At 73.1% G+C, this 20,608-nt stretch carries 16 protein-coding genes; 13 read left to right on the forward strand and 3 right to left on the reverse strand.

The genetic code is table 11. The annotated features are described in order from the left end of the window. Positions 1–56 precede the first annotated feature (56 nt). The 6 genes from BMY04_RS08710 (at position 57) to BMY04_RS08735 (ending at position 9,800) form a co-directional block, all read left to right on the forward strand. Positions 57–1,043, forward strand: coding sequence for a type IV toxin-antitoxin system AbiEi family antitoxin domain-containing protein (locus tag BMY04_RS08710; protein WP_139209800.1), 987 nt, complete (start codon positions 57–59; stop codon positions 1,041–1,043). A 136-nt stretch (positions 1,044–1,179) separates the two neighbouring features. Beyond that, positions 1,180–1,716, forward strand: a complete 537-nt coding sequence (locus BMY04_RS08715; RefSeq protein ID WP_091178908.1) for a DUF1697 domain-containing protein — start codon at positions 1,180–1,182, stop codon at positions 1,714–1,716. A 29-nt stretch (positions 1,717–1,745) separates the two neighbouring features. Further along, the gene (locus tag BMY04_RS23515) at positions 1,746–3,794 is read left to right on the forward strand and encodes an ABC transporter ATP-binding protein (protein WP_091178910.1); all 2,049 of its coding nucleotides are present in this window, start codon (positions 1,746–1,748) and stop codon (positions 3,792–3,794) included. Positions 3,795–3,886: 92 nt separating this feature from the next. Further along, on the forward strand, positions 3,887–5,578 hold the full coding sequence (locus tag BMY04_RS08725) for an alpha/beta hydrolase (protein WP_091178912.1): 1,692 nt from the start codon (positions 3,887–3,889) through the stop codon (positions 5,576–5,578). Between the two features lie 104 nt (positions 5,579–5,682). Beyond that, on the forward strand, positions 5,683–9,273 hold the full coding sequence (gene dnaE, locus BMY04_RS08730) for a DNA polymerase III subunit alpha (protein ID WP_091178915.1): 3,591 nt from the start codon (positions 5,683–5,685) through the stop codon (positions 9,271–9,273). Next, positions 9,270–9,800: a hypothetical protein gene (locus BMY04_RS08735; protein ID WP_091178918.1), complete on the forward strand. Its 531-nt coding sequence runs from the start codon at positions 9,270–9,272 to the stop codon at positions 9,798–9,800. Before dnaE ends, BMY04_RS08735 begins: the two co-directional genes overlap by 4 nt. Here the strand turns inward: BMY04_RS08735 and ybaK are convergent. Then, positions 9,790–10,275 carry a Cys-tRNA(Pro) deacylase gene (gene ybaK, locus BMY04_RS08740; protein WP_091178920.1) on the reverse strand — a complete coding sequence of 162 codons (486 nt, stop codon included), beginning with the start codon at positions 10,273–10,275 and terminating at the stop codon, positions 9,790–9,792. The genes BMY04_RS08735 and ybaK overlap by 11 nt on opposite strands. Before the next feature lie 89 nt (positions 10,276–10,364). On the opposite strand from ybaK, the gene BMY04_RS08745 reads away from it, so the two are divergent. Both BMY04_RS08745 and BMY04_RS08750 read left to right on the forward strand, forming a co-directional pair. After that, positions 10,365–11,453: a galactitol-1-phosphate 5-dehydrogenase gene (locus tag BMY04_RS08745; RefSeq protein ID WP_198410024.1), complete on the forward strand. Its 1,089-nt coding sequence runs from the start codon at positions 10,365–10,367 to the stop codon at positions 11,451–11,453. Positions 11,454–11,470: 17 nt separating this feature from the next. Next, positions 11,471–13,018, forward strand: a complete 1,548-nt coding sequence (locus tag BMY04_RS08750) for an FGGY-family carbohydrate kinase (RefSeq protein ID WP_091178923.1) — start codon at positions 11,471–11,473, stop codon at positions 13,016–13,018. On the opposite strand, the gene BMY04_RS08755 is transcribed toward BMY04_RS08750, so the two are convergent. Both BMY04_RS08755 and BMY04_RS08760 read right to left on the reverse strand, forming a co-directional pair. Continuing rightward, positions 13,015–13,341 carry an AzlD domain-containing protein gene (locus BMY04_RS08755; protein WP_091178925.1) on the reverse strand — a complete coding sequence of 109 codons (327 nt, stop codon included), beginning with the start codon at positions 13,339–13,341 and terminating at the stop codon, positions 13,015–13,017. The genes BMY04_RS08750 and BMY04_RS08755 overlap by 4 nt on opposite strands. Then, positions 13,338–14,045: an AzlC family ABC transporter permease gene (locus BMY04_RS08760; protein ID WP_091178927.1), complete on the reverse strand. Its 708-nt coding sequence runs from the start codon at positions 14,043–14,045 to the stop codon at positions 13,338–13,340. Before BMY04_RS08760 ends, BMY04_RS08755 begins: the two co-directional genes overlap by 4 nt. A gap of 60 nt (positions 14,046–14,105) precedes the next feature. Here BMY04_RS08760 and hisD point away from each other — a divergent pair, with 60 nt between their 5' ends. The 5 genes from hisD to BMY04_RS08785 are packed head-to-tail and all read left to right on the forward strand — an operon-like array spanning position 14,106 to position 20,568. Further along, positions 14,106–15,449 carry a histidinol dehydrogenase gene (hisD, locus tag BMY04_RS08765; RefSeq protein WP_091178929.1) on the forward strand — a complete coding sequence of 448 codons (1,344 nt, stop codon included), beginning with the start codon at positions 14,106–14,108 and terminating at the stop codon, positions 15,447–15,449. After that, positions 15,446–16,549: a histidinol-phosphate transaminase gene (locus BMY04_RS08770; protein WP_091178932.1), complete on the forward strand. Its 1,104-nt coding sequence runs from the start codon at positions 15,446–15,448 to the stop codon at positions 16,547–16,549. Before hisD ends, BMY04_RS08770 begins: the two co-directional genes overlap by 4 nt. Then, entirely contained in the window at positions 16,546–17,217 is a 672-nt protein-coding gene (gene hisB / locus BMY04_RS08775) for an imidazoleglycerol-phosphate dehydratase HisB (protein ID WP_091178935.1), read from the forward strand. Before BMY04_RS08770 ends, hisB begins: the two co-directional genes overlap by 4 nt. Further along, positions 17,214–17,894: an imidazole glycerol phosphate synthase subunit HisH gene (gene hisH, locus BMY04_RS08780; RefSeq protein ID WP_091178937.1), complete on the forward strand. Its 681-nt coding sequence runs from the start codon at positions 17,214–17,216 to the stop codon at positions 17,892–17,894. Before hisB ends, hisH begins: the two co-directional genes overlap by 4 nt. A 37-nt stretch (positions 17,895–17,931) precedes the next feature. Beyond that, a complete protein-coding gene (locus BMY04_RS08785; RefSeq protein WP_232506201.1) occupies positions 17,932–20,568 on the forward strand; it encodes a glucosidase family protein in 2,637 nt (878 codons plus the stop codon). Positions 20,569–20,608: the final 40 nt, after the last annotated feature.

A 20,608-nucleotide genomic window follows, 5' to 3' on the forward strand; every position in this document is an offset into this window, starting at 1 on the left:
CACGACCAGACCCTGCCGACAGGCACGAATCCGAACGGCCTCAGCACCTTGCCGTCATGGACCTCATGACGCTCGGCCACAAGAACGGCGGTGTCTTCAGCCGCCACGACGCCCTCGACGCCGGCGAGTCGGACGACTCGCTCGCCAGGTTGAGGCGGGACGAGGTGCTCTTCCGCCTCCGCCGTGGGATGTACGTGCTCAGCGAGACCTACCAGGCGGCCGACGACACCGGCAAGCACCTCCTGCACGCTCGCGCTGCGCTCGCCGCGCAGCGGGGGAAGGTGGCGCTCACGGGGGTCTCGGCGGCGGCGGCGCACGGCTTCGCCATCCACCAGCAGGACCTCTCCGTCGTTCACCTCGTCCGGCTCGACGACGTCTCCGGTCGCCGTACGAGCACCATGAACCAGCACCGGCTGGGGGTTCCGCTCACCGAGGACGAGCTCTGCCGCATCGACGGGCTCCGATCCGTCTCGCCGGCCCGCGCCGTGTGGGAGGTCGCTTGCCGTTCCTCGCTCGAGGCCGGAGTGGTCACCGCGGACTCGGCGCTGCACCAGGACCGGCAGATCGAGCCGCTGCTGAAGGACCTGAACGAGCGGTTCGCCAGCGTGCCGGGATCGCGCCGCGCCAGGATCGCGTTGCGTCTGGCCGACCATCGTTCCGAGTCCGCCGGCGAGTCCGTGACCCGCGTGCAGTGCTACCGCTTCGGGCTGCCGGCTCCCGAGCTGCAGCACGAGGTGTGGGACGAGCGAGGAGAGCTGGTCGCCCGGCTCGACTTCTGGTGGGAGGACTTCGGTCATGCCGCCGAGTTCGACGGTCGGATCAAGTACGACAAGCTGCTCCGCCCAGGCGAGACCGCCGTCGACGTGGTCCTGCGTGAGAAGCGGCGCGAGGACGAGGTCCGGGCGCTCCTGAGGTGCGGCATGACCCGGATCGTGTGGTCGATGGTGATGCCGGAGCGCGCGAGGCGGTCGATGAGCGAGCTGCAGCAGGCGATGGAACGCTCACGTCGGCTCTACGTGCTCGGCCTGGCCGTCGGTGCGTGACGAGCGGCGGCGCACTTGGCCGAGCTTGCCGAGGCTTGTCGGGTCCTGCAGGTTGGGCTGAGCGCGTGCATTTCACGACAGCGTGAAATGCAGGGGGTGGGCGACGAGCCCCGAGCGGGGGAACGGGAGGAGCCGCATGACGACGTACGTGGCGTTCCTGCGCGGGGTGAACCTCGGCCCGCACCGGGCCGTGTCGATGCCGCGGCTCGTGGAGCTCGCGGAGGGGCTGGGGCACGAGGACGTGTGGACCTACCTGCGCACCGGCAACCTCGTGCTCACCAGCACCCAGGCGGCCGGAACCGTCGAGCGCGGGCTGGCGCGGGCGCTGGAGGAGGAGTACGGCACGACGACGGACGTCACCGTCCGCACGGCCGACCAGCTGCGCGCGCTCGTCGCCGACAACCCCTTCCCTGACGGGTCCGCGAGCCAGGTCACGGTCACGTTCCTGACCGCCGACCCGCCCCCGGGCCTCGAGGACCGCCTGGCCGCGATGGCGACGCCGGCCGAGCCGTACGAGGTCCATGGCCGGGAGGTGTGGGTCCGGTTCGGCGACGGGCTGGCGCGCAGCAGGCTCGCCGCCGGCCTCAGCAAGGTCGTCGGGGTGAGCGCGACGACCCGCACCGTCGGAACCGTCGCCAAGCTCGTCGCGGGCATCGACAAGCGGGCGGGCTGACTGTCGCACCCCGCGCCTAGGCTCTCGCCATGAGCGACGCGAGCGTGGTCCCGGAGGCCGCCGCCGAGGACGTCGCGCCGACCACCCTGCGCCGGATCGCCCGCCTGCTCGCGCCGTACCGCACCAAGATGCTGCTCGTCGTGGCGGCCGTCGTGCTGTCCGCCCTGCTCGGCGTCGCGGCCCCCTTCCTCACCAAGGCCGTGTTCGACGACGCGCTCTTCCCCGTCGACGGGGCACGCGCCGACCTGCGGCTGCTGGGCTGGCTCGTCGGCGGGCTGGTCGCCATCCCGATCGCCACCGCGCTCATCGGCATCGGGCAGAACTGGTTGACCAGCACCATCGGCAACTCGGCCATGGCCGACCTGCGGAGCGACCTCTTCGCGCACCTGCAGAAGATGGAGCTCGCCTTCTTCACCGCCACCAAGACCGGGGCGATCCAGTCGCGGCTGGCCAACGACGTCAGCGGCGTGCGCACCGTGCTCACCGACACCGCGACGACGATCGTGCAGAACTCGGTGACGGTGATCTCCGCCTTCGTCGCGATGCTGCTGCTCAGTTGGCAGCTGACGATCATCACCCTGGTGCTGATGCCGCTCTTCGTGTGGCTGCAGCTGCGCGTCGGCCAGCGCCGTCAGCGGCTGGCGCGGCGCACGCAGGAGTCGCTGTCGGAGATGACGGCGATCACCGAGGAGGCGCTGTCGGTCTCCGGCATCCTGCTGGCCAAGGTCTTCAACCGGGCCGACTCCGAGGTGCGCCGCTACCGCGACGAGAACGCGCGCCAGACCCGCCTGCAGGTCGAGCAGGCCATGACCGGCCGGGCGTTCTTCGCCATCGTGCAGACGTTCTTCGCCATCACGCCGGCCCTGATCTACCTCGCCGCCGGCTTCATCATCACCGGGCGCGTCACGCTCGGCTCCGCCGCGCTGACGGCGGGCACGCTCGTCGCCTTCACCACGCTGCAGGCCCGCCTGCAGATGCCGCTCATCCAGCTGATGCGCGTCACCCTCGACGTGCAGACCTCGCTCGCGCTGTTCCGGCGGATCTTCGAGTACCTCGACCTCGTGCCGGCGATCGTCGAGCGGCCGGGTGCCCGTCCGCTGCCGCCGTCGACCACGGGCGGGGCGGTCGAGTTCGCCGACGTGAGCTTCCGCTACCCGGCCCCGCGCACGCTGAGCGGTGCCGCCCCCGGTGGGTCGCGGTTCAACGACGCCGCCACCGGCCGCACCCCCGCCCCAGCGCCCGCCCCTGCGCCCGCGGCGGGCGCCGAGAACGAGGCGCCGCCGAGCGAGCACTGGACGCTGCGGGAGCTGTCGCTGCGCATCGAGCCGGGCCAGCTCGCCGCGATCGTCGGCCCGTCCGGATCGGGCAAGACGACCATGACCTACCTCGTGCCACGCTTCTACGACGTCACGGAAGGGGCCGTCCTCGTCGACGGGGTCGACGTCCGCGACGCCACCATGGACTCCCTGGCCGAGACGGTCGGGATGGTCACCCAGGAGCCGTACCTCTTCCACGGCACCATCTACGACAACATCGCGTACGCCCGCCCCGCCGCCACCGAGGCCGAGGTGCACCAGGCCGCGGTGAACGCGAACATCCACGACCGGATCATGAGCTTCGACGAGGGCTACGACACCGTGACCGGCGAGCGCGGCTACCGGCTGTCGGGCGGGGAGAAGCAGCGCCTCGCCATCGCGCGGGTGTTCCTCATGGACCCGCGCGTCCTCATCCTCGACGAGGCGACGTCGGCGCTGGACACCGAGACCGAGCGCCTCGTGCAGGAGGCCCTGGAACGCGCGACCGCCGGGCGGACGACGATCGCCATCGCCCACCGGCTGTCGACGATCCAGAACGCCGACGTCATCTTCGGGCTGGAGGACGGCCGGCTGGTGGAGCAGGGCACGCACGCCGAGCTGCTGGCCCGCGGCGGGCTCTACGCGCGGCTGTACGCCGAGCAGTTCGGCGACGGCCAGGTCGAGGCCCGCTTCGCCGACGGCGTGCTGTTCAGCGACGGGCGCACGCTGTGCGACCCGGAGGACGGCGGACGCGAGCGACGCCGGGCGGACGTCTCCGTCTGAGCGCGGCTCGCCCGGCGCGTCGCCGAGCGCGCGGGCACGAGGGGGTGGGAGCGTGTGCTCGCTCCGTCACCCCTCACCGAGAGCGAGCCCGCATGACCCTGCGACCCAGAGCCCTGGCGTCCACCCTGCTCACCACCTTCCTCACCTCGGGGGCGCTGATCGCGTCCGCCGGGCTGCTCAGCCCGCCCGCCCAGGCCGCGCCGGCGGTCCCGGCTGCACCTGCCGCACCCGCGGCGTCGGCCGCCTCGGCGTCCTTCACCCCGGCGGCCCCGGTCTGGGGCACCTGCTCGTCGGACACGCTGAAGCAGCTCAAGGCCGAGTGCGCCAAGATCGTGGTCCCCCTCGACTACGACCACCCCGCCGGCGCGAAGATCAAGCTCGCGATCAGCCGGATCAAGCACACGACGAAGGACTACCAGGGGGTGATGCTGGTCAACCCGGGCGGGCCCGGCGGCTCCGGCCTGGGGCTCTCCGTCCTCAAGCTGTACGTCCCGAACGGCGGCGGCGACACCTACGACTGGATCGGCTTCGACCCGCGCGGCGTCGGGGCGAGCGAGCCGGCCGTGTCCTGCGACCCGAACTACTTCGGCTACGACCGGCCCCGCTACGTGCCGGCCAGCCCGGCCCTGAGCGACGCCTGGTTCACCAAGACGGACGCCTACACCAAGGCCTGCGCGCAGAAGAACGGCGCGATCCTCGAGCACCTCACCACGCGCGACTCGGCCATGGACATGGAGAGCATCCGCAAGGCGCTCGGCGAGAAGAAGATCAACTACTACGGCTTCTCGTACGGCACGTACCTCGGCCAGGTCTACGGCACCCTCTACCCGAAGCGCTTGCGCCGGGTCGTCTTCGACGGCACGGTCGACCCGCGCAAGATCTGGTACGACGCCAACCTCGACCAGGACGTCGCCTTCGACCGCAACATCGACATCTGGTTCGGCTGGATCGCCAAGCACGACGACGTCTACCACCTGGGCACGACGCTGAAGGACGTGCGCTCGCGGTTCTACAAGACCGAGGAGCGCCTCTACCGCGACCCGGTCAAGGGCAAGGGCGGCAACCTCGGCGGCAGCGAGTGGGTCGACGCCTTCCTCTACGCCGGCTACTACCAGACCACCTGGACCGACCTGGCCCAGACGTTCTCCGACTTCGTGCGCAAGGGCGACGTGGCGGCGCTGGAGGCGGCCTACCTCGACGCCAACGGCTACGGCGACGACAACGGCTACGCGGTCTACCTCGGCGTGCAGTGCACCGACACCAAGACGTGGCCCGAGAAGTGGAGCACGTGGGAGCGCGACAACTGGAAGGCCTTCGCCAAGGCGCCGTACGAGACCTGGGCCAACGCCTGGTACAACGAGCCCTGCCGCCACTGGCCGGCCAAGCCGCACAAGGAGGTCAAGATCAACGGCAAGAAGGTGAAGAGCCTGCTGATGATCAACGAGACCCTGGACGCGGCGACCCCGTACGCGGGCAGCCTCGAGGTGCGCAAGCGCTTCCCCAAGGCCCGCCTGATCGCCGAGCCGGGCGGCACGACGCACTCCGGCTCGCTCTACGGCAACGCCTGCGTCGACGACCGGATCGCCGACTACCTGGCCACGGGCAAGCTGCCCAAGCGCAAGTCGGGCAAGCGCGCCGACGTCGAGTGCGCGCCGCTCCCGCAGCCGGACCCGAGCCCGGCGGCGCAGCAGAAGAAGGCCGGCGAGAAGGCCGCGCAGCCGCAGGCCAAGCGGCCCACGCTGAAGGACCTCACCGGCACCAGGGGCGCTCTCCTGCACCGCTGAGCAGTCCCGACCCGGCTCGACCGAGCACGACACGCCCGGCCCACCTCGTGGGCCGGGCGCGTCGTCTCGGGGCTGTCGGCGAGGGCGCTTAGAGTGGCCCTCCGATGAGCACCAGCACCGCACCCACCCGCTCAGGAGCCGGCTCCGCGCCGGGCTCGAGCGACAGCTTCGTCCACCTGCACGTCCACTCCGAGTACTCGATGCTCGACGGGGCGGCCCGCATCAAGGACCTCTTCGCCGGGTGCGAGGAGCAGGGCATGCCCGCCATCGCGGTTACCGACCACGGCAACCTCTTCGGCGCCTACGAGTTCCACAAGGCGTCCAAGGGCACCGGGGTCAAGCCGATCGTCGGCCTCGAGGCCTACGTCACGCCCAAGACCCACCGCAGCGAGCGCAAGCGGGTGCGGTGGGGCGACGCCAAGGCGGCGGCCAACGGCGACGACGTCTCCGGCGGTGGCGCCTTCACCCACATGACGATGTGGGCCGAGAGCACGACCGGGCTGCACAACCTCTTCCGGATGGGCTCGCTCGCCTCGCTCGAGGGCTACTACTTCAAGCCGCGCGTCGACCGCGAGCTGCTGAACACGTACGGCAAGGGCCTCATCGCCACGACGGGCTGCCCCTCGGGGGAGGTCCAGACCTACCTGCGCCTGGGCAAGTACGACGAGGCGGTCGCCAGCGCCGCCGAGTTCCGCGACATCTTCGGCGCGGACAGCTACTTCGTCGAGCTGATGGACCACGGCCTGTCCATCGAGAACCGGGTGCGCCAGGACCTGCTCCGGCTCGCCAAGGACCTCCACCTGCCGCTGGTCGCCACGAACGACCTCCACTACGCGACCCGGGCCGAGGCCGCCGCGCACGAGGTGCTGCTCTGCGTGCAGTCCGGGTCGACGATGGCCGACGCCAACCGCTTCAAGTTCGACGGCGACGGCTACTACCTCAAGTCCCCGGCCGAGATGCGCCGGCTCTTCGCCGAGCTGCCCGACGCCTGCGACAACACCCTGGCCATCGCCGAGCGCTGCGACATCTCCTTCGCCGAGGGCACCGGCACGTACATGCCGCGCTTCCCCTGCCCGCCGGGGGAGGACGAGACCTCCTGGTTCATCAAGGAGGTCGAGACCGGCCTGCGCCGCCGCTACCCGGGCGGGATCCCCGACGAGGTCCGCCGCCAGGCCGAGTTCGAGACCGGCGTCATCACCCAGATGGGCTTCGCCGGCTACTTCCTCGTGGTCGCCGACTTCATCAACTGGGCCAAGGAGAACGGCATCCGCGTCGGCCCCGGCCGTGGATCGGGCGCCGGGTCGATGGCCGCGTACGCGATGCGGATCACCGACCTCGACCCGCTCCAGCACGGCCTGATCTTCGAGCGGTTCCTCAACCCCGACCGCGTCTCGATGCCCGACTTCGACATCGACTTCGACGAGCGCCGCCGGGGCGAGGTGATCCGCTACGTCACGCAGAAGTACGGCGAGGACCGGGTCAGCCAGATCGTCACCTACGGCACGATCAAGGCCAAGCAGGCCGTCAAGGACGCCTCGCGCGTGCTCGGCTACCCGTTCGGCATGGGGGAGCGCCTGACCAAGGCGATGCCGCCGCCCGTCATGGGCAAGGACGTGCCGCTGGGCAAGCTCTTCGACAAGGAGCACCCCCGCTACGGCGAGGGCGGCGAGTTCCGCTCGATCTACGAGTCCGACGCCGACGTGCAGAAGGTCGTCGACACCGCACGCGACCTCGAGGGCCTCAAGCGCCAGTGGGGCGTGCACGCCGCCGGCGTGATCATGAGCAGCGAACCGCTCATCGACATCATCCCGATCATGCGCCGCGAGCAGGACGGCGCGATCATCACCCAGTTCGACTACCCGACGTGCGAGTCGCTGGGCCTGATCAAGATGGACTTCCTCGGGCTGCGGAACCTCACCGTGCTCGACGACGCCGTCAAGAACATCAAGCTCAACCGCGGCGTCGACCTGGTGCTCGAGGACCTGGCGCTGGACGACCCGGGGACGTACGCGCTGCTGGGCCACGGCGACACGCTCGGCGTGTTCCAGCTCGACGGCGGGCCGATGCGCTCGCTGCTGCGGCTGATGCGCCCGGACAACTTCGAGGACATCTCCGCCGTCCTCGCGCTCTACCGCCCCGGCCCCATGGGCGTCGACAGCCACACGAACTACGCCCTGCGCAAGAACGGCCGCCAGGACATCACGCCGATCCACCCCGAGCTCGAGGAGCCGCTGAAGGAGATCCTCGGGACGACGTACGGCCTGATCGTCTACCAGGAGCAGGTGATGGCGACCGCGCAGAAGGTCGCGGGCTACACCCTGGGCCAGGCCGACCTGCTGCGCCGGGCGATGGGCAAGAAGAAGAAGGAGATCCTCGACGCCGAGTTCAAGCCGTTCTCCGCCGGCATGCGGGCCAACGGCTACTCCGACTCCGCGATCAAGGCCCTGTGGGACGTGCTCGTCCCCTTCTCCGACTACGCGTTCAACAAGGCGCACACGGCGGCGTACGGGCTCGTCTCCTACTGGACGGCCTACCTCAAGGCCAACTTCCGCGCGGAGTTCATGGCCGCGCTGCTGACCTCGGTCGGGGACGACAAGGACAAGATGGCCATCTACCTCGGCGAGTGCCGCCGGATGGGCATCCAGGTGCTGCCGCCCGACGTCAACGAGTCCGAGGCGAACTTCACCCCCGTCGGGACCGACATCCGCTTCGGCCTCACCGCCGTGCGCAACGTCGGTGCCAACGCGGTGGAGAAGGTCGTCGCGGCGCGCACCGCGAACGGCAAGGCCGCGGACTTCTACTCCTTCCTGGACCAGGCCGACCTCGTGGTCTGCAACAAGCGCCTCATCGAGTCGCTGGTCAAGGCCGGCGCGTTCGACTCGATGGGTCACACCCGCCGCGCGCTGATGAGCGTCTACGAGTCGGCGGTCGACGGGGTGCTCGACCTCAAGCGCAACGAGGCCCGCGGGCAGGACGCCTTCGACTTCGGCTTCGATCCCGACGACTCCGGTGGTGCGGGCTCGCACCTGACCGGCGTCGTCCCCGACCTGCCGGAGTGGGACAAGCGGACCAAGCTGGCCTTCGAGCGCGAGATGCTCGGCCTCTACGTCAGCGACCACCCGCTGCTCGGCCTGGAGCACATCCTGTCGACCGAGCGCGACATCAGCATCGGCGAGCTGCTGGGCGACGACGGCCCGCGCGAGGGCCAGGTGACGATCGCCGGGATGATCACCAACGTCAACCGCAAGACGACCAAGCGCGGCGACCTGTGGGCGGTGCTGACGGTCGAGGACCTCGAGGCCTCGATCGAGGTGCTGCTGTTCCCCAAGGCGTACGACCTGGTCTCGACCGTCCTGGCCAGCGACGTCGTCGTCCGGGTCAAGGGCCGCATCAAGGCCGACGACGACGCGGTCTCCCTCAACGCCTCGGAGCTGACGCTGCCGGACGTCAGCGAGGCGCCGACCGGTCCGGTCGTCATCTCGCTGCCGGCCGTGCGCTGCACGCCGCCCGTCGTGGCCCAGCTCAAGGACGTGCTCACGTCGTACCCGGGCACGACCGAGGTGCGGCTGCGGCTGCAGAGCTCGGCCGGGCGCTCGACGCTCATGCGGCTCGACGCGCACCTCAGCGTGAGCCCGTCGGGCCCCCTCATGGCCGACCTCAAGGCCCTGCTGGGTCCGTCCTGCCTGGCCTCGTGACCCTCCGGTCCGTCGCGCTCCACCTGGCCCTCGGGCTCGGGCTCGGCGCCCTGGCGGGCGTCGTGTGGTGGGCGGTCACCGACCTGCCCACGTTCCGCGTGGTGAACGGCGGCGGCGCGGTCACCTCCGAGCGTGGGCTCGCGGGCTACATCGCCGCGGACGCGTGGTTCGTGGTGTGCGGCGCCGTGGTCGGCCTCGTGCTCGGCGTGGTGGCGTGGCGACGGTTCGGCCGGTCGGGCTGGCTCGTCGTCGTGCTCACCGTGGTCGTCGGAGCCGCCGCCGGACTGGTGTGCTGGTGGGTGGGCTACGAGCTCGGGCCGGGCGCGTTCGACGCCCGCCTGGCGGCCGCGAAGCCCGGCGACCTCGTCCCCGTCGAGCTCACGGTGCGGGCCCGGGTCGCGCTGGCCGTCTGGCCGTTGTTCGCCGTCATCCCCGTGCTGCTCGGCTCGTCGCTGGGCCATGACCCGGAGGTGGACGCCGAGGACGACCTCGGAACCGGCCCGGCCGAGGCGCGCGTCAGCGGCTGACCGGGGCCACGACGGCGCGGGTGACGGCCACGAGGTCGGCGGGGGCGAGCTCCACCTGCAGGCCGCGCCGGCCGGCGGAGACGTAGACCGTCGGGAAGCTCTGCGCCGAGGCGTCGACCACCGTCGGCAGCGCCGTGCGCTGCCCGAGCGGGGAGATGCCGCCGAGCACGTAGCCGCTCGAGCGCTGCGCCGCGGCGGGGTCGGCCATCACCGCCTTCTTGGCCCCGAGCGCGGTGGCCAGCGCCTTGAGGTCGAGCTGGCGCGCGACGGGGACCACGGCGACGGCCAGGCTGCCGCCGACGTCGGCGACGAGCGTCTTGAACACGCGCTCCGGGTCGAGGCCGAGCGCCGCCGTCGCCTCGTCGCCGAAGTGCCGCTCCCCGTCGTGGTGCTCGTACGGGTGGAGGGTGTGCGCCACGCCGGCGCGGTTCAGCGCATCGGTCGCCGGGGTGCCGCCGGCCTGCTTCTTCGCCACCCCCGCATCCTGGCGCACGCCCGGCGGTGCGTGCCCACCCCGAGGCGGGGACCACGAGCCGCCGCGGCTGGTGCGTAGGGTCTCCGACCATGACCACGACGACCTCCGCCCCCACGTCGACCACGCCCTCCGACCGCATGACCGCCGCCGTGCTGCACGCACCCGGCGACATCCGGGTCGAGCAGGTGGACGTGCCGACGCCCGGTCCCGGTCAGGTCCTCCTCCGGGTCGCGGCGTGCGGGGTGTGCGGCTCCGACATCGCCCGCATGCTGCGCAACGGCGGCTACGTCATGCCGATCATCTGCGGCCACGAGTTCTCCGGCCACGTCGTCGCGCACGGCCCCGGCGTCGAGCCCGGTCCGGGCACGGCCGTCGGCGACCTCGTCTCGGTCCCGCCGCTGATCCCGTGCCGGGTCTGCGCGCACTGCGTGCGCGGCGACTTCGGCCTGTGCGAGTCCTACGACTACTTCGGCAGCCGCAGCGACGGGGCGTACGCGGAGTACGTCGTCGCGCCCGTCGGCAACCTGCTGCCGATGCCCGAGGGTCTCGACCCGCGGGCCGCGGCGATGCTCGACCCGGCCGCGATCGCGCTGCACGCGCTGTGGAAGACGGGGCTGCGGACCGGTCAGCGGGTGCTGGTCGTCGGCGCGGGCCCGATCGGGTTGTTCGCGGTGCAGTGGGCCCGCCTGGCCGGCGCGAGCGAGGTCGTGAGCCTCGACCTCAGCGAGGAGAAGGCCGCCATGGCCCGCGAGGCCGGCGCGACGGCCGCGGTGCAGAGCGCCGATCAGGCCCGCGAGCTGGCCGGCCCGGGCTTCGACGTCGTGCTCGAGTCCGCCGGCGCGCCGAGCACCGCCGACGTCGCGGCGAGCCTGGTCGGGCCGAAGGGCCACGCGGTCTTCGTCGGGATCCCGCACGCGCCGGTCGAGCTGGCCAAGGACACCTGGAACCGCTTCATGCGCCTCGAGGTGACCCTGCACGGCGCGTGGAACTCGTTCTCCGCCCCGTTCCCCGGCGACGAGTGGCGCACGGCCGCGGCCAAGATGGCCAGCGGCGACCTGCGGTGGGAGTTCATGATCACCCACGAGCTCCCTCTCTCGGCGCTGCCGGACATGATGCGCACCCTTGGCGACCGGTCGGAGTTCACCTCCAAGGTGCTGTTCGTCCCGTCCGCCCGCTGACGGCGCGGGGGAGAGGCGTGAGCACCGACGGCGTGCTGCTCGCGATCGACCTCGGCACCGAGGGCGCCCGCGTCGGCGCGTTCACCGTCGACGGCGAGCCGCTGGGCTCGGTCCACCGCGGCTACCGCACGACCTACCCGCGACCGGGCTGGGCCGAGCAGGACCCCGAGGAGTGGTGGTCGGCGGTCGTGGACGCGACGCGGACGCTGCTGGCCGAGCCCCGGTCTGCGGCGGCCGGGCCGGTGGTCGCGCTGGCGTGCGCCACGACGGCCTCGACCGTCGCGGTCCTCGACGCCGACGGGCGCCCGCTGCGCCCGGCGATCCTCTGGATGGACTCGCGCGCCTGGGCCCAGTCGGCCGCCACGACGGCGCTGCTCGACGAGCATCCGGTGCTGGCCTGGTCGGGCGGCTCCGACGCCGCGGAGTGGCTGCTGCCCAAGGCCGTGTGGGTCGCCGAGCACGAGCCGGACGTGTTCGCCCGCGCCGGGCGCGTCGTCGAGGCGATCGACTACCTGACGTTCCGGCTGACCGGGCGCTGGGTCGGCTCGCAGATGAACGCGGTCTGCAAGTACAACTACGACCCGCTCGCCCGGCGCTTCCCGGTCGAGCTGTACGCGGCGCTCGGCGTCGAGGGCCTGGTGGACCTGCTGCCCGACGAGATCGTCGAGGTCGGGGGACCGGCCGGCCCGCTGACGGCCCAGGCAGCGGACGCGCTCGGGATCGCGGCGGGTGCCGCGGTCGCCGTGGGCGGCATCGACGCCCACGTCTCCCTGCTGTCCTGCGGCGGTGCGTCGGCGGGCCTGGTCTCGGTCGTCTCCGGAACCTCCTCGGCGATCGTCGCCGAGCTCGAGCTGGGGCCCGGGACGCAGCCGGCGCTGACCCCGGAGGTCTGGGGCCCGTACCCGCACGCGCTGCGCACCGACCGCTGGCTGGTCGAGGGCGGCCAGGTCAGCAGCGGCTCGGTGCTGACCTGGGCGGCCGAGTCGATCATGGGCGTCACCCGGGCGGAGCTGCCCGCCCTGGTGCGCGGCGCGGCGGCCGTCGAGCCGGGCGCGCACGGGCTGCGGGCGCTCGACACGTTCATGGGCAACCGGACCCCGCACCGCGACCCGCGGCTGCGCGGCGCGGTCGTCGGCCTGACGCTCGGCACCACCCGCGAGGAGCTCTACCGGGCGAGCGTCGAGGCGGTGGCCTGCGGCACCCGTGCCGTCGTCGACTCCTTCGTGCGTGCCGGCGTGATGTGCGACCGGCTGGTGCTCTCCGGCGGGATCGAGCACAACCCGCTGTGGCAGCAGGTCACGGTCGACGTCCTCGGCCGCGAGGCGGAGATCGTGTCCGGCGACAACCTGACGCTGCGGGCCTGCGCCGTCATCGCCGCGACGGGGGCGGGACTGGTGGCGAACCTCGACGACGGGGCCTCGCGCTTCGCGCCCAGGACGCGCACGCTGACCCCGGACGCCGGTCGGCACGCGGTCTACCGCGAGACGTACGACGACTACGTGAGCCTGCTGCACACCCTCGCGCCGGTCATGCACGACTCGGTCGACCGGCTGGGTCGCGCCTAGCCGGCCGGCACCAGCAGGCGCAGCAGGGCGGTCACGACCACCGCGACCACGAACACGACGAGGAACCCGCGCCGCAGCAGCAGCGCGACCGCGCCCGCCGCGACACCGACGAGCACGCGCCAGTCGAGCGCGTACGGACCGGCTCCGTCGCCGGACTGGACCAGCTGGACGGCGACCAGCGCCGCGAGCATGGCCACGGGGAGCAGCGTCGTCACGCGCTGCACGCCCGGGTTCGCGAGGACCGACTCCGGCAGGGAGAGCCCGGCGAGCTTGATGAGGTACGAGCCGGCGCAGGCGATGAGGACCGGGACCCAGAGGTTCATGCGGGCGCCGGCTCCGGCTCGGGTCCAGGGCGCTGCGGCAGCAGCCCGCCGAGCACCGCGGCGGCAGCCGCGGCCAGGACTGGGACCCCGCCCGGCGCGACGGGCACCAGGGCGAGGGCGATGACCGCGCCGGCGAGCGCGACCCAGCGGGCGCGCACGGAACGTCGCAGCGCCGGCCAGACCAGGGCGAGGAACACCGCCGGCCCGGCGGCGTCGAGGCCGAGGACGTCGGTGTCGACGGCCGACCCGACGAGGGCGCCGACGAACGTCCCGGCGTTCCAGCAGCAGAAGAGCACGACCCCGGTGGACCAGAACGCGAGGCGCTGCGCCGGGCGGTCCGTCTGCGCGGTGGCCATGGCCGTCGTCTCGTCGATGACCAGGTGGGCGGTGAGCAGCCGCGCGGGCCCGCGGGGGTCCAGCACCGGGGCCAGCGTCACGCCGTAGAAGCCGTTGCGCAGCGCGAGCAGCAGCACCGGCCCGAGGGCGGCCCAGGCCGAGCCGCCCGCCCCGACGACGCCGGCCAGCGCGAACTGGGAGGCGCCGGAGAACAGGACCGCGCTCAGCGCCTGCGCCTGCCCACGGCTCAGGCCGGAGGCGACGGCCACGGCCCCGAAGGTCAGGCCGAACGCTCCCGCGTACACACCGATGCCGACCGAGGCGCGCCAGATGGCGGCACGCGCGGCCGGGTCGGGACGGGTGGGCACCTTGCGGACCCTACGAGAAACGCACGGGGACCCTCCGTGCTGCTCACTAGAATCGCCTGCGTGCTGGCGACCATCGACCTCCGTGGCCGTGCAGGCGACGCGACCCCCCTCGACTACCGCACCGTCGTGCCCCGCGCGGTGGTCGACGTCGAGGCGGCGCTGAGCGTGGTCCGCCCGGTCTGCGACGACGTGGCCGCCCGCGGCGAGGCGGCGCTGCGCGAGCTGTCGGAGCGCTTCGACCGCGTCGTGCCCGCGAGCTTCCGCGTGCCGGCCGAGGCCATGGACGCGGCGGTCGAGCACCTGGACCCCGAGCTGCGGAGCGCGTTCGAGCTGTCCATCGCCCGGCGCCGCGAGGTCTGCGCCGCCGAGCTCGGTCCGGCCGCGGTCGACGTCGACCTCGCGCCCGGCGCCCGGGTGACGCAGCGGATGGTCCCGGTCGAGCGCGTCGGCCTCTACGTGCCCGGCGGGCTGGCGCCGCTGGCCTCCAGCGTGATCATGAACGTCGTCCCGGCCCAGGTCGCCGGCTGCCGCTCCATCGCGGTGACGTCGCCGCCGCAGCGCGAGTTCGGCGGGCTGCCGCACCCCTCGATCCTGGCCGTCTGCCGGATGCTCGGCGTCGAGGAGGTGTACGCGGTCGGCGGCGCGCAGGCGGTGGCGATGTTCGCGTACGGGGTGCCCGGGCTCTGCGAGCCGGTCGACATGGTCACCGGTCCCGGCAACATCTACGTGGTGGCCGCCAAGCGGCTGCTGCGCGGGCGCGTCAGCATCGACTCCGAGGCGGGCCCCACCGAGATCCTCGTGCTGGCCGACGCGACCGCGGACCCCGCGCTCGTGGCCGCCGACCTGGTGTCGCAGGCCGAGCACGACCCGCTCGCCGCGTCGGTCCTCGTCACCGACTCCGAGGCGCTGGCCCAGCGGGTGCAGGACGTTCTCGGTGACCAGGTTGCGGCGACCAAGCACGCCGAGCGGGTGCGGACGTCGATGGGCGGTCGGCAGTCCGCCGTCGTGCTCGTCGACGACCTCGAGCAGGGCCTGGCCGTGGCCAACGGCTACGCCGCCGAGCACCTCGAGGTCCAGACCGCCGACGCGCCGGCCGTCGCCACCCGTGTGACCAACGCCGGGGCGGTCTTCGTCGGCCCCTGGTCCCCGGTCTCGCTCGGTGACTACTCCGCGGGCAGCACCCACGTGCTGCCGACCGGCGGCTGCGCCTGCCACTCCTCGGGGCTCAACGTGAAGTCGTTCCTCAAGGCCATGCACGTCGTCACCTACGACCGCGACGCCCTGGCCGAGGTCGCCCGCCGGGTCGAGGTCTTCGCCGAGGCCGAGGACCTGCCCGGACACGCCCGGGCGGTCGCGGCGCGCTTCGACGGCGCCGGGCCCGAGAGCGACGGGTCCGACCGGTGACGAGCCTCGCCGACCTCCCGCTGCGGCCCGAGCTGGTGGGGGAGCAGCCCTACGGCGCGCCCCAGCTCGACGTCCCCGTGCGGCTCAACGTCAACGAGAACCCGTACGGGCCCAGCGAGGCCGTCGTCGCCCAGATCGCCGCGGCGGTCGCCGAGACGGCGCGCGACCTGAACCGCTACCCCGAGCGGGACGCGGTCGCGTTGCGGGCCGACCTCGCCGCCTACCTCGGCCACGGCCTGACCGCCGACCACGTGTGGGCCGCCAACGGCAGCAACGAGGTGATGCTGCACGTGCTGCAGGCCTTCGCCGGCCCCGGGCGCACCGTGCTCAGCTTCGCCCCGACGTACTCGATGTATCCCGAGTACGCCCGCGACACCCACTCCGGCTTCGTGACCTTCCCGCGCGCCGACGACTTCACCGTCGACGTCGAGCAGGCGGTCGCCGCGATCGAGCAGACCCGGCCCGACGTCGTCCTGGTCACCAGCCCCAACAACCCGACCGGCACGGCGCTGCCGCTGGAGGCCGTGGTCGCGCTGGTCGACGCGAGCCCCGGCGTCGTGGTGGTCGACGAGGCGTACCAGGAGTTCGTGCGAACGGGGACGCCGAGCGCGCTCGAGCTGCTGCCGGGCCGGCCGCGGCTCGCGGTCAGCCGGACCATGTCCAAGGCCTTCGCGTTCGCCGGCGGCCGGCTGGGCTACCTCGCCGCCGACCCCGCGTTCGTCGACGCGCTGCGGGTCGTGCGGCTGCCGTACCACCTGTCCGCCGTCACCCAGGCCGTGGCGCGCGTCGCCCTGGCCAACGCCCCGGAGATGCTGGCCGCCGTCGACCGGCTCCGGCAGGCGCGCGACGGCGTGGCGGCCTGGCTCGCCGGCCGCGGCCTCGAGGTCGCCGACTCCGACGCCAACTTCGTGCTGTTCGGCCGCTTCGCCGACCGCCACGCCGTCTGGCAGGGGCTGCTCGACCGCGGCGTGCTGATCCGCGAGGTCGGCCCGGCCGGCTGGCTGCGCGTCTCCGCCGGCACCCCGGAGGAGATGGACGCCTTCCAGCAGGCTCTCGACGAGGTCCTGACCGACGACGACGTGAGCGCGAGGATGCCGTGACCGAGCCCCAGAGCAGCCCCACCCCGACGGGCCGGGCCCCGAGGCGCGCGAGCATCGAGCGGGCGACCAGCGAGTCGAGCGTGCACGTGAGCGTCGACCTCGACGGCAGCGGGACCTCCACGGTCTCCACCGGCGTCGGCTTCTACGACCACATGCTCACGGCGCTGGCCCGGCACGCCCTGCTCGACCTCGAGGTGCGGGCGACCGGAGACACCTACATCGACGCCCACCACACCGTCGAGGACGTCGCGATCGTGCTGGGCCAGGCGATCCGCGAGGCGCTGGGGGACAAGACCGGCATCCGCCGCTTCGGCGACGCGCTCGTGCCGCTCGACGAGGCGCTCGCGCAGGCCGTGGTCGACGTCTCCGGCCGTCCCTACTGCGTCTGCAGCGGCGAGCCCGAGGGGCAGGTGCACGCGCGGATCGGCGGCGGCGAGCAGGCGCCCGACGGGCGCACGAGCGTGCCCTACACGGGTTCGCTGACCCGGCACGTCTTCGAGTCGCTCGCCTTCCACGCCCACCTGTGCCTGCACGTGCGCGTCCTCGCCGGTCGCGACCCGCACCACGTCGTCGAGGCGCAGTTCAAGGCCGTCGCACGGGCCCTGCGCGACGCGGTGGCCTACGACGAGCGCGTGGTCGGGGTGCCGAGCACCAAGGGCGCGCTGTGAGCACCGGCCCGTCCGCGCCCGACGTCGTCGTGCTCGACTACGGTTCCGGCAACCTGCGTTCCGCGGAACGGGCGGTCGCCCGCACCGGCGTCGACGTCCTGCTCACCGACGACGTGGACGCCGCGCTGGAGGCGCCCGGGCTGGTCGTGCCGGGCGTCGGCGCGTACGCGGCGTGCATGCTCGGGCTGCGCGCCGTCGGCGGGCCCGACGTCATCGCCGCCCGCCTCGAGGCCGGGCGGCCGACGCTGGCCATCTGCGTGGGTCACCAGGTCCTGTTCTCCTCCGGGATCGAGCACGGCGCCGAGACGGACGGGTGCGGCGTCTGGCCGGGCGTGGTCGAGCGGCTGCACGCCGAGCGGCTGCCGCACATGGGCTGGAACACCGTCGAGGCGCCCGAGGGCAGCCGGCTGTTCGACGGCGTCGCCGACGAGCGCTTCTACTTCGTCCACAGCTACGGCGTGCGCGAGCTCGAGCCCCGCGACGGACGCCTCGTCACCTGGGCGGAGCACGGCGGGGACCGCTTCGTGGCCGGGGTCGAGGAGGGCCCGCTCTGGTCGACGCAGTTCCACCCGGAGAAGAGCGGCGACGCCGGCGCCCGGCTCGTGCAGAACTGGGTCGCCACGCTCCGCCCGTCCCGGCCCCGACCCTCCGACGGAACTGTCGGAGGCAGGCCCTAGCGTCGCCCTCCTCAGCACTCGACGAGGAGGGCCACAGGTGACGCGTACGCCGTTGAGGAGGTCGGTCGCGGGACTCGCGGCCGTCGCCCTCGTCTCAGGGGGTCTGGCGCTCGCCGGCCCCGCCCAGGCGGCCCCGGCCGCCGCGTCCGACCCGGCCCTGGCCCGGTCGCCCGAGCTGTCGGAGACGAGCCGGCTGGCCGACCGCCGCACGGTGGTCACGGGCACCGAGGGCTGGGTGCTCGGCAGCGCCGACGGCCGCTTCCCGGCGGCGGGCTTCCACACCCGCGGCGAGATGGGCGGCTTCTGGACGCCGAGCCTCAAGCTGCTCGACGGCGTGTGGTTCGGCATCGGCGCCAGCTGGATCGGGCCGGGCACCAGGACCACGACCGGCTGGGGCTACGTCCGCACCGACCTGCCCGCGACCGACGGCGTCGCGGCCAGCCGCACCGACCTCGTGCCCGACGGCGTTCCCGGCGCCCTGGTCGGGCTCACCCTGCAGTCCTCGACCACCCGCACCGTCGTCCTGCGCGCCGACGCGCACTCCGAGCTCATGGGCTCCTACCCGTGGGGCGAGTCGACCCCCAGCCAGACCGACGTGAACCTCGCCGACACCGGCGCGGTCGACGGCACGGCGCTCGTGTTCCGCGACCGGGGCACGCCGCCCGGGCCCAACCAGACCGCGCACGACTGGGCGGCGGCGTTCGGCTCGGCCGTCGCGCCGACCACGACCGCCCTCGGGCGGAACTTCCGCGGCCCGCAGGACCCGGTCGTGGTCTGCCCCGCGTCGGGCCCCGACGCGCCGACCCAGCCGGCCCGCTGCGACGACACGGCGTACGGCAAGGGCACGGGCGGCCAGCTGGCCTACAAGCTGGCGCTCACCAAGGACCAGCCGGTGACCGTCTGGTTCGGCGTCGGCGGCTCGCGGTCCGGCCCGGACGGCGCCAAGGCCGCCCTGTCCCGGCTGCTCGCCGACCCGGACGCGGCCCTGGCGGCCAAGGTCCGCAAGCGCGAGAAGGTCGCGTCCTCGACCGTCGTGTCCCTGCCCGGCGACCCGCTGATGGAGTCCAGCGTCGCGTGGTCCAAGCAGATGCTCGCCGCCTCGGTGCAGCGTTCCGACGACGTCGCGCTCCGCGTGGTGGACGCGGGCAAGGCCTATCCGGCGCCCGTCGCCACGCTCGACTCGATGCGCTGGATCGGCGCCGGTTGGCCCGACTACACCTGGCTCTTCGGCACCGACGGCGAGTTCACCGCGTTCGCCTCGGTCGCGGCGGGGCAGTTCGGCCCGATCAAGGCCCACCTGCGCACGCTGCGCGACGTGTCCGAGGCCGTCAACGGCGGCAGCGGAAAGATCGTCCACGAGGTCACCCCCGACGGCGCGGTCTACTTCGGGGCCAACGCCGACGAGGGCAACACCGACGAGTCGGCCAAGTACCCCTCGGCCGTCGCGCTCGTGTGGCGCTGGACGGGCGACAAGAAGTTCCTGCGCGACCTCTACCCGGCCAGCGTCAGAGCGATGCGGCACGTCGCCTCGCTCGACACCGACGGCGACGGGTGGCCCGGCGGGCTCGGCAACGTCGAGCGCAGCGGCATGGGGTCCGAAAAGCTCGACAACGCCGTCTACACCATCCGCGGCTACGCCGACCTCGCCGACCTGGCGAAGGCCCGCGGCGACCAGAAGACGGAGCGTTGGGCGACGGGTCAGGTCACGCGTCTGAGCAAGAAGTTCGAGAAGGCCTGGTGGTACGGCAAGGACGGCGCCCGCTCGTACGCGGACTCGCTCGACCCCGGCGACGAGGGCGGCGCCAACACCAAGATCTTCCAGCGGCACTGGATCGGGCTGACCCCGACCGACGCGGTGCTGCCGGCGGTCAAGGGGCGCAAGGCCGGTCCGCTGGCCTCCGACGGGCACGCACGGACGACCCTCGCCCAGCACGAGCGCAGCTGCTACACCGGCGAGCTCGGGCTCTTCCACACCGGCACCGGGGCGACGACGGACCCGACGGGCAACGAGGGGGCGACCTGCGACTCGGTCGTCTCGGCCGTGCCGAGCGAGCGCGACATCTTCACCCTGAACTCGGCCATCGCCGGCGTCAGCGAGGGGAACTACGGCCGCCTGGCCGCCGACCAGCAGGGCGTCTACACCCACGGCAACGCGAAGGCGCAGCTCGACCCGGCGCTGTGGGAGATGCCCGGGATGATGCCCGAGATCGTCCCCAGCCCCAGGTCGGGCGCGAACATCGACCGGCTCTACACCGAGCGGTCGATGGTCATGCAGGCCTGGGGCGCGTACGGCACCCTGTGGCCGGTCGTGCACCAGTGGTTGGGCGTCTCCCCGGACATGGGCCGTGGACGACTGGCCGTCGTGCCGCAGCTGCCGCCGGACCAGGACCGCGCGTCGGTCGGCCGGCTCAAGGTCGGTGCCGGGCGGATCGACGTCACCGCCCGTCGGACCGAGGACGGGTCGACCACCCGGTACGCGACGACGGTCACCCGGCACGGCAGGGCCACGCTCGTCGTCGGCGCGGTGGTCCCGAAGGGCAGCAAGGTCCGGACCGCGACGCTGAACGGCGCGAAGGTCCGTACGGTCCTGACGCCGACCAGCCGAGGGCTGGAGGTGACGGCCAGGGCGAAGGGCACGAAGGGCACGGCGCGGTTCGTGGTGACCGTCCGCTGAGCGCGGACCGCTGAGCCGTTCGTGAGGCGGGGAGCACCGG

This window comes from Microlunatus flavus, assembly GCF_900110855.1.
Taxonomy (GTDB): Bacteria; Actinomycetota; Actinomycetes; order Propionibacteriales; family Propionibacteriaceae; genus Microlunatus; species Microlunatus flavus.

Bases quoted from the DNA above. Each gene is read 5' to 3' on its own strand.
- BMY04_RS08725 (WP_091178912.1), top strand. From the start codon at position 3,887: ATGACCCTGCGACCCAGAGCCCTGGCGTCCACCCTGCTCACCACCTTC.
- BMY04_RS08710 (WP_139209800.1), top strand. From the start codon at position 57: ATGGACCTCATGACGCTCGGCCACAAGAACGGCGGTGTCTTCAGCCGC.
- BMY04_RS08745 (WP_198410024.1), top strand. From the start codon at position 10,365: ATGACCACGACGACCTCCGCCCCCACGTCGACCACGCCCTCCGACCGC.
- BMY04_RS08755 (WP_091178925.1), bottom strand. From the start codon at position 13,341: ATGAACCTCTGGGTCCCGGTCCTCATCGCCTGCGCCGGCTCGTACCTC.
- BMY04_RS23515 (WP_091178910.1), top strand. From the start codon at position 1,746: ATGAGCGACGCGAGCGTGGTCCCGGAGGCCGCCGCCGAGGACGTCGCG.
- dnaE (WP_091178915.1), top strand. From the start codon at position 5,683: ATGAGCACCAGCACCGCACCCACCCGCTCAGGAGCCGGCTCCGCGCCG.
- BMY04_RS08715 (WP_091178908.1), top strand. From the start codon at position 1,180: ATGACGACGTACGTGGCGTTCCTGCGCGGGGTGAACCTCGGCCCGCAC.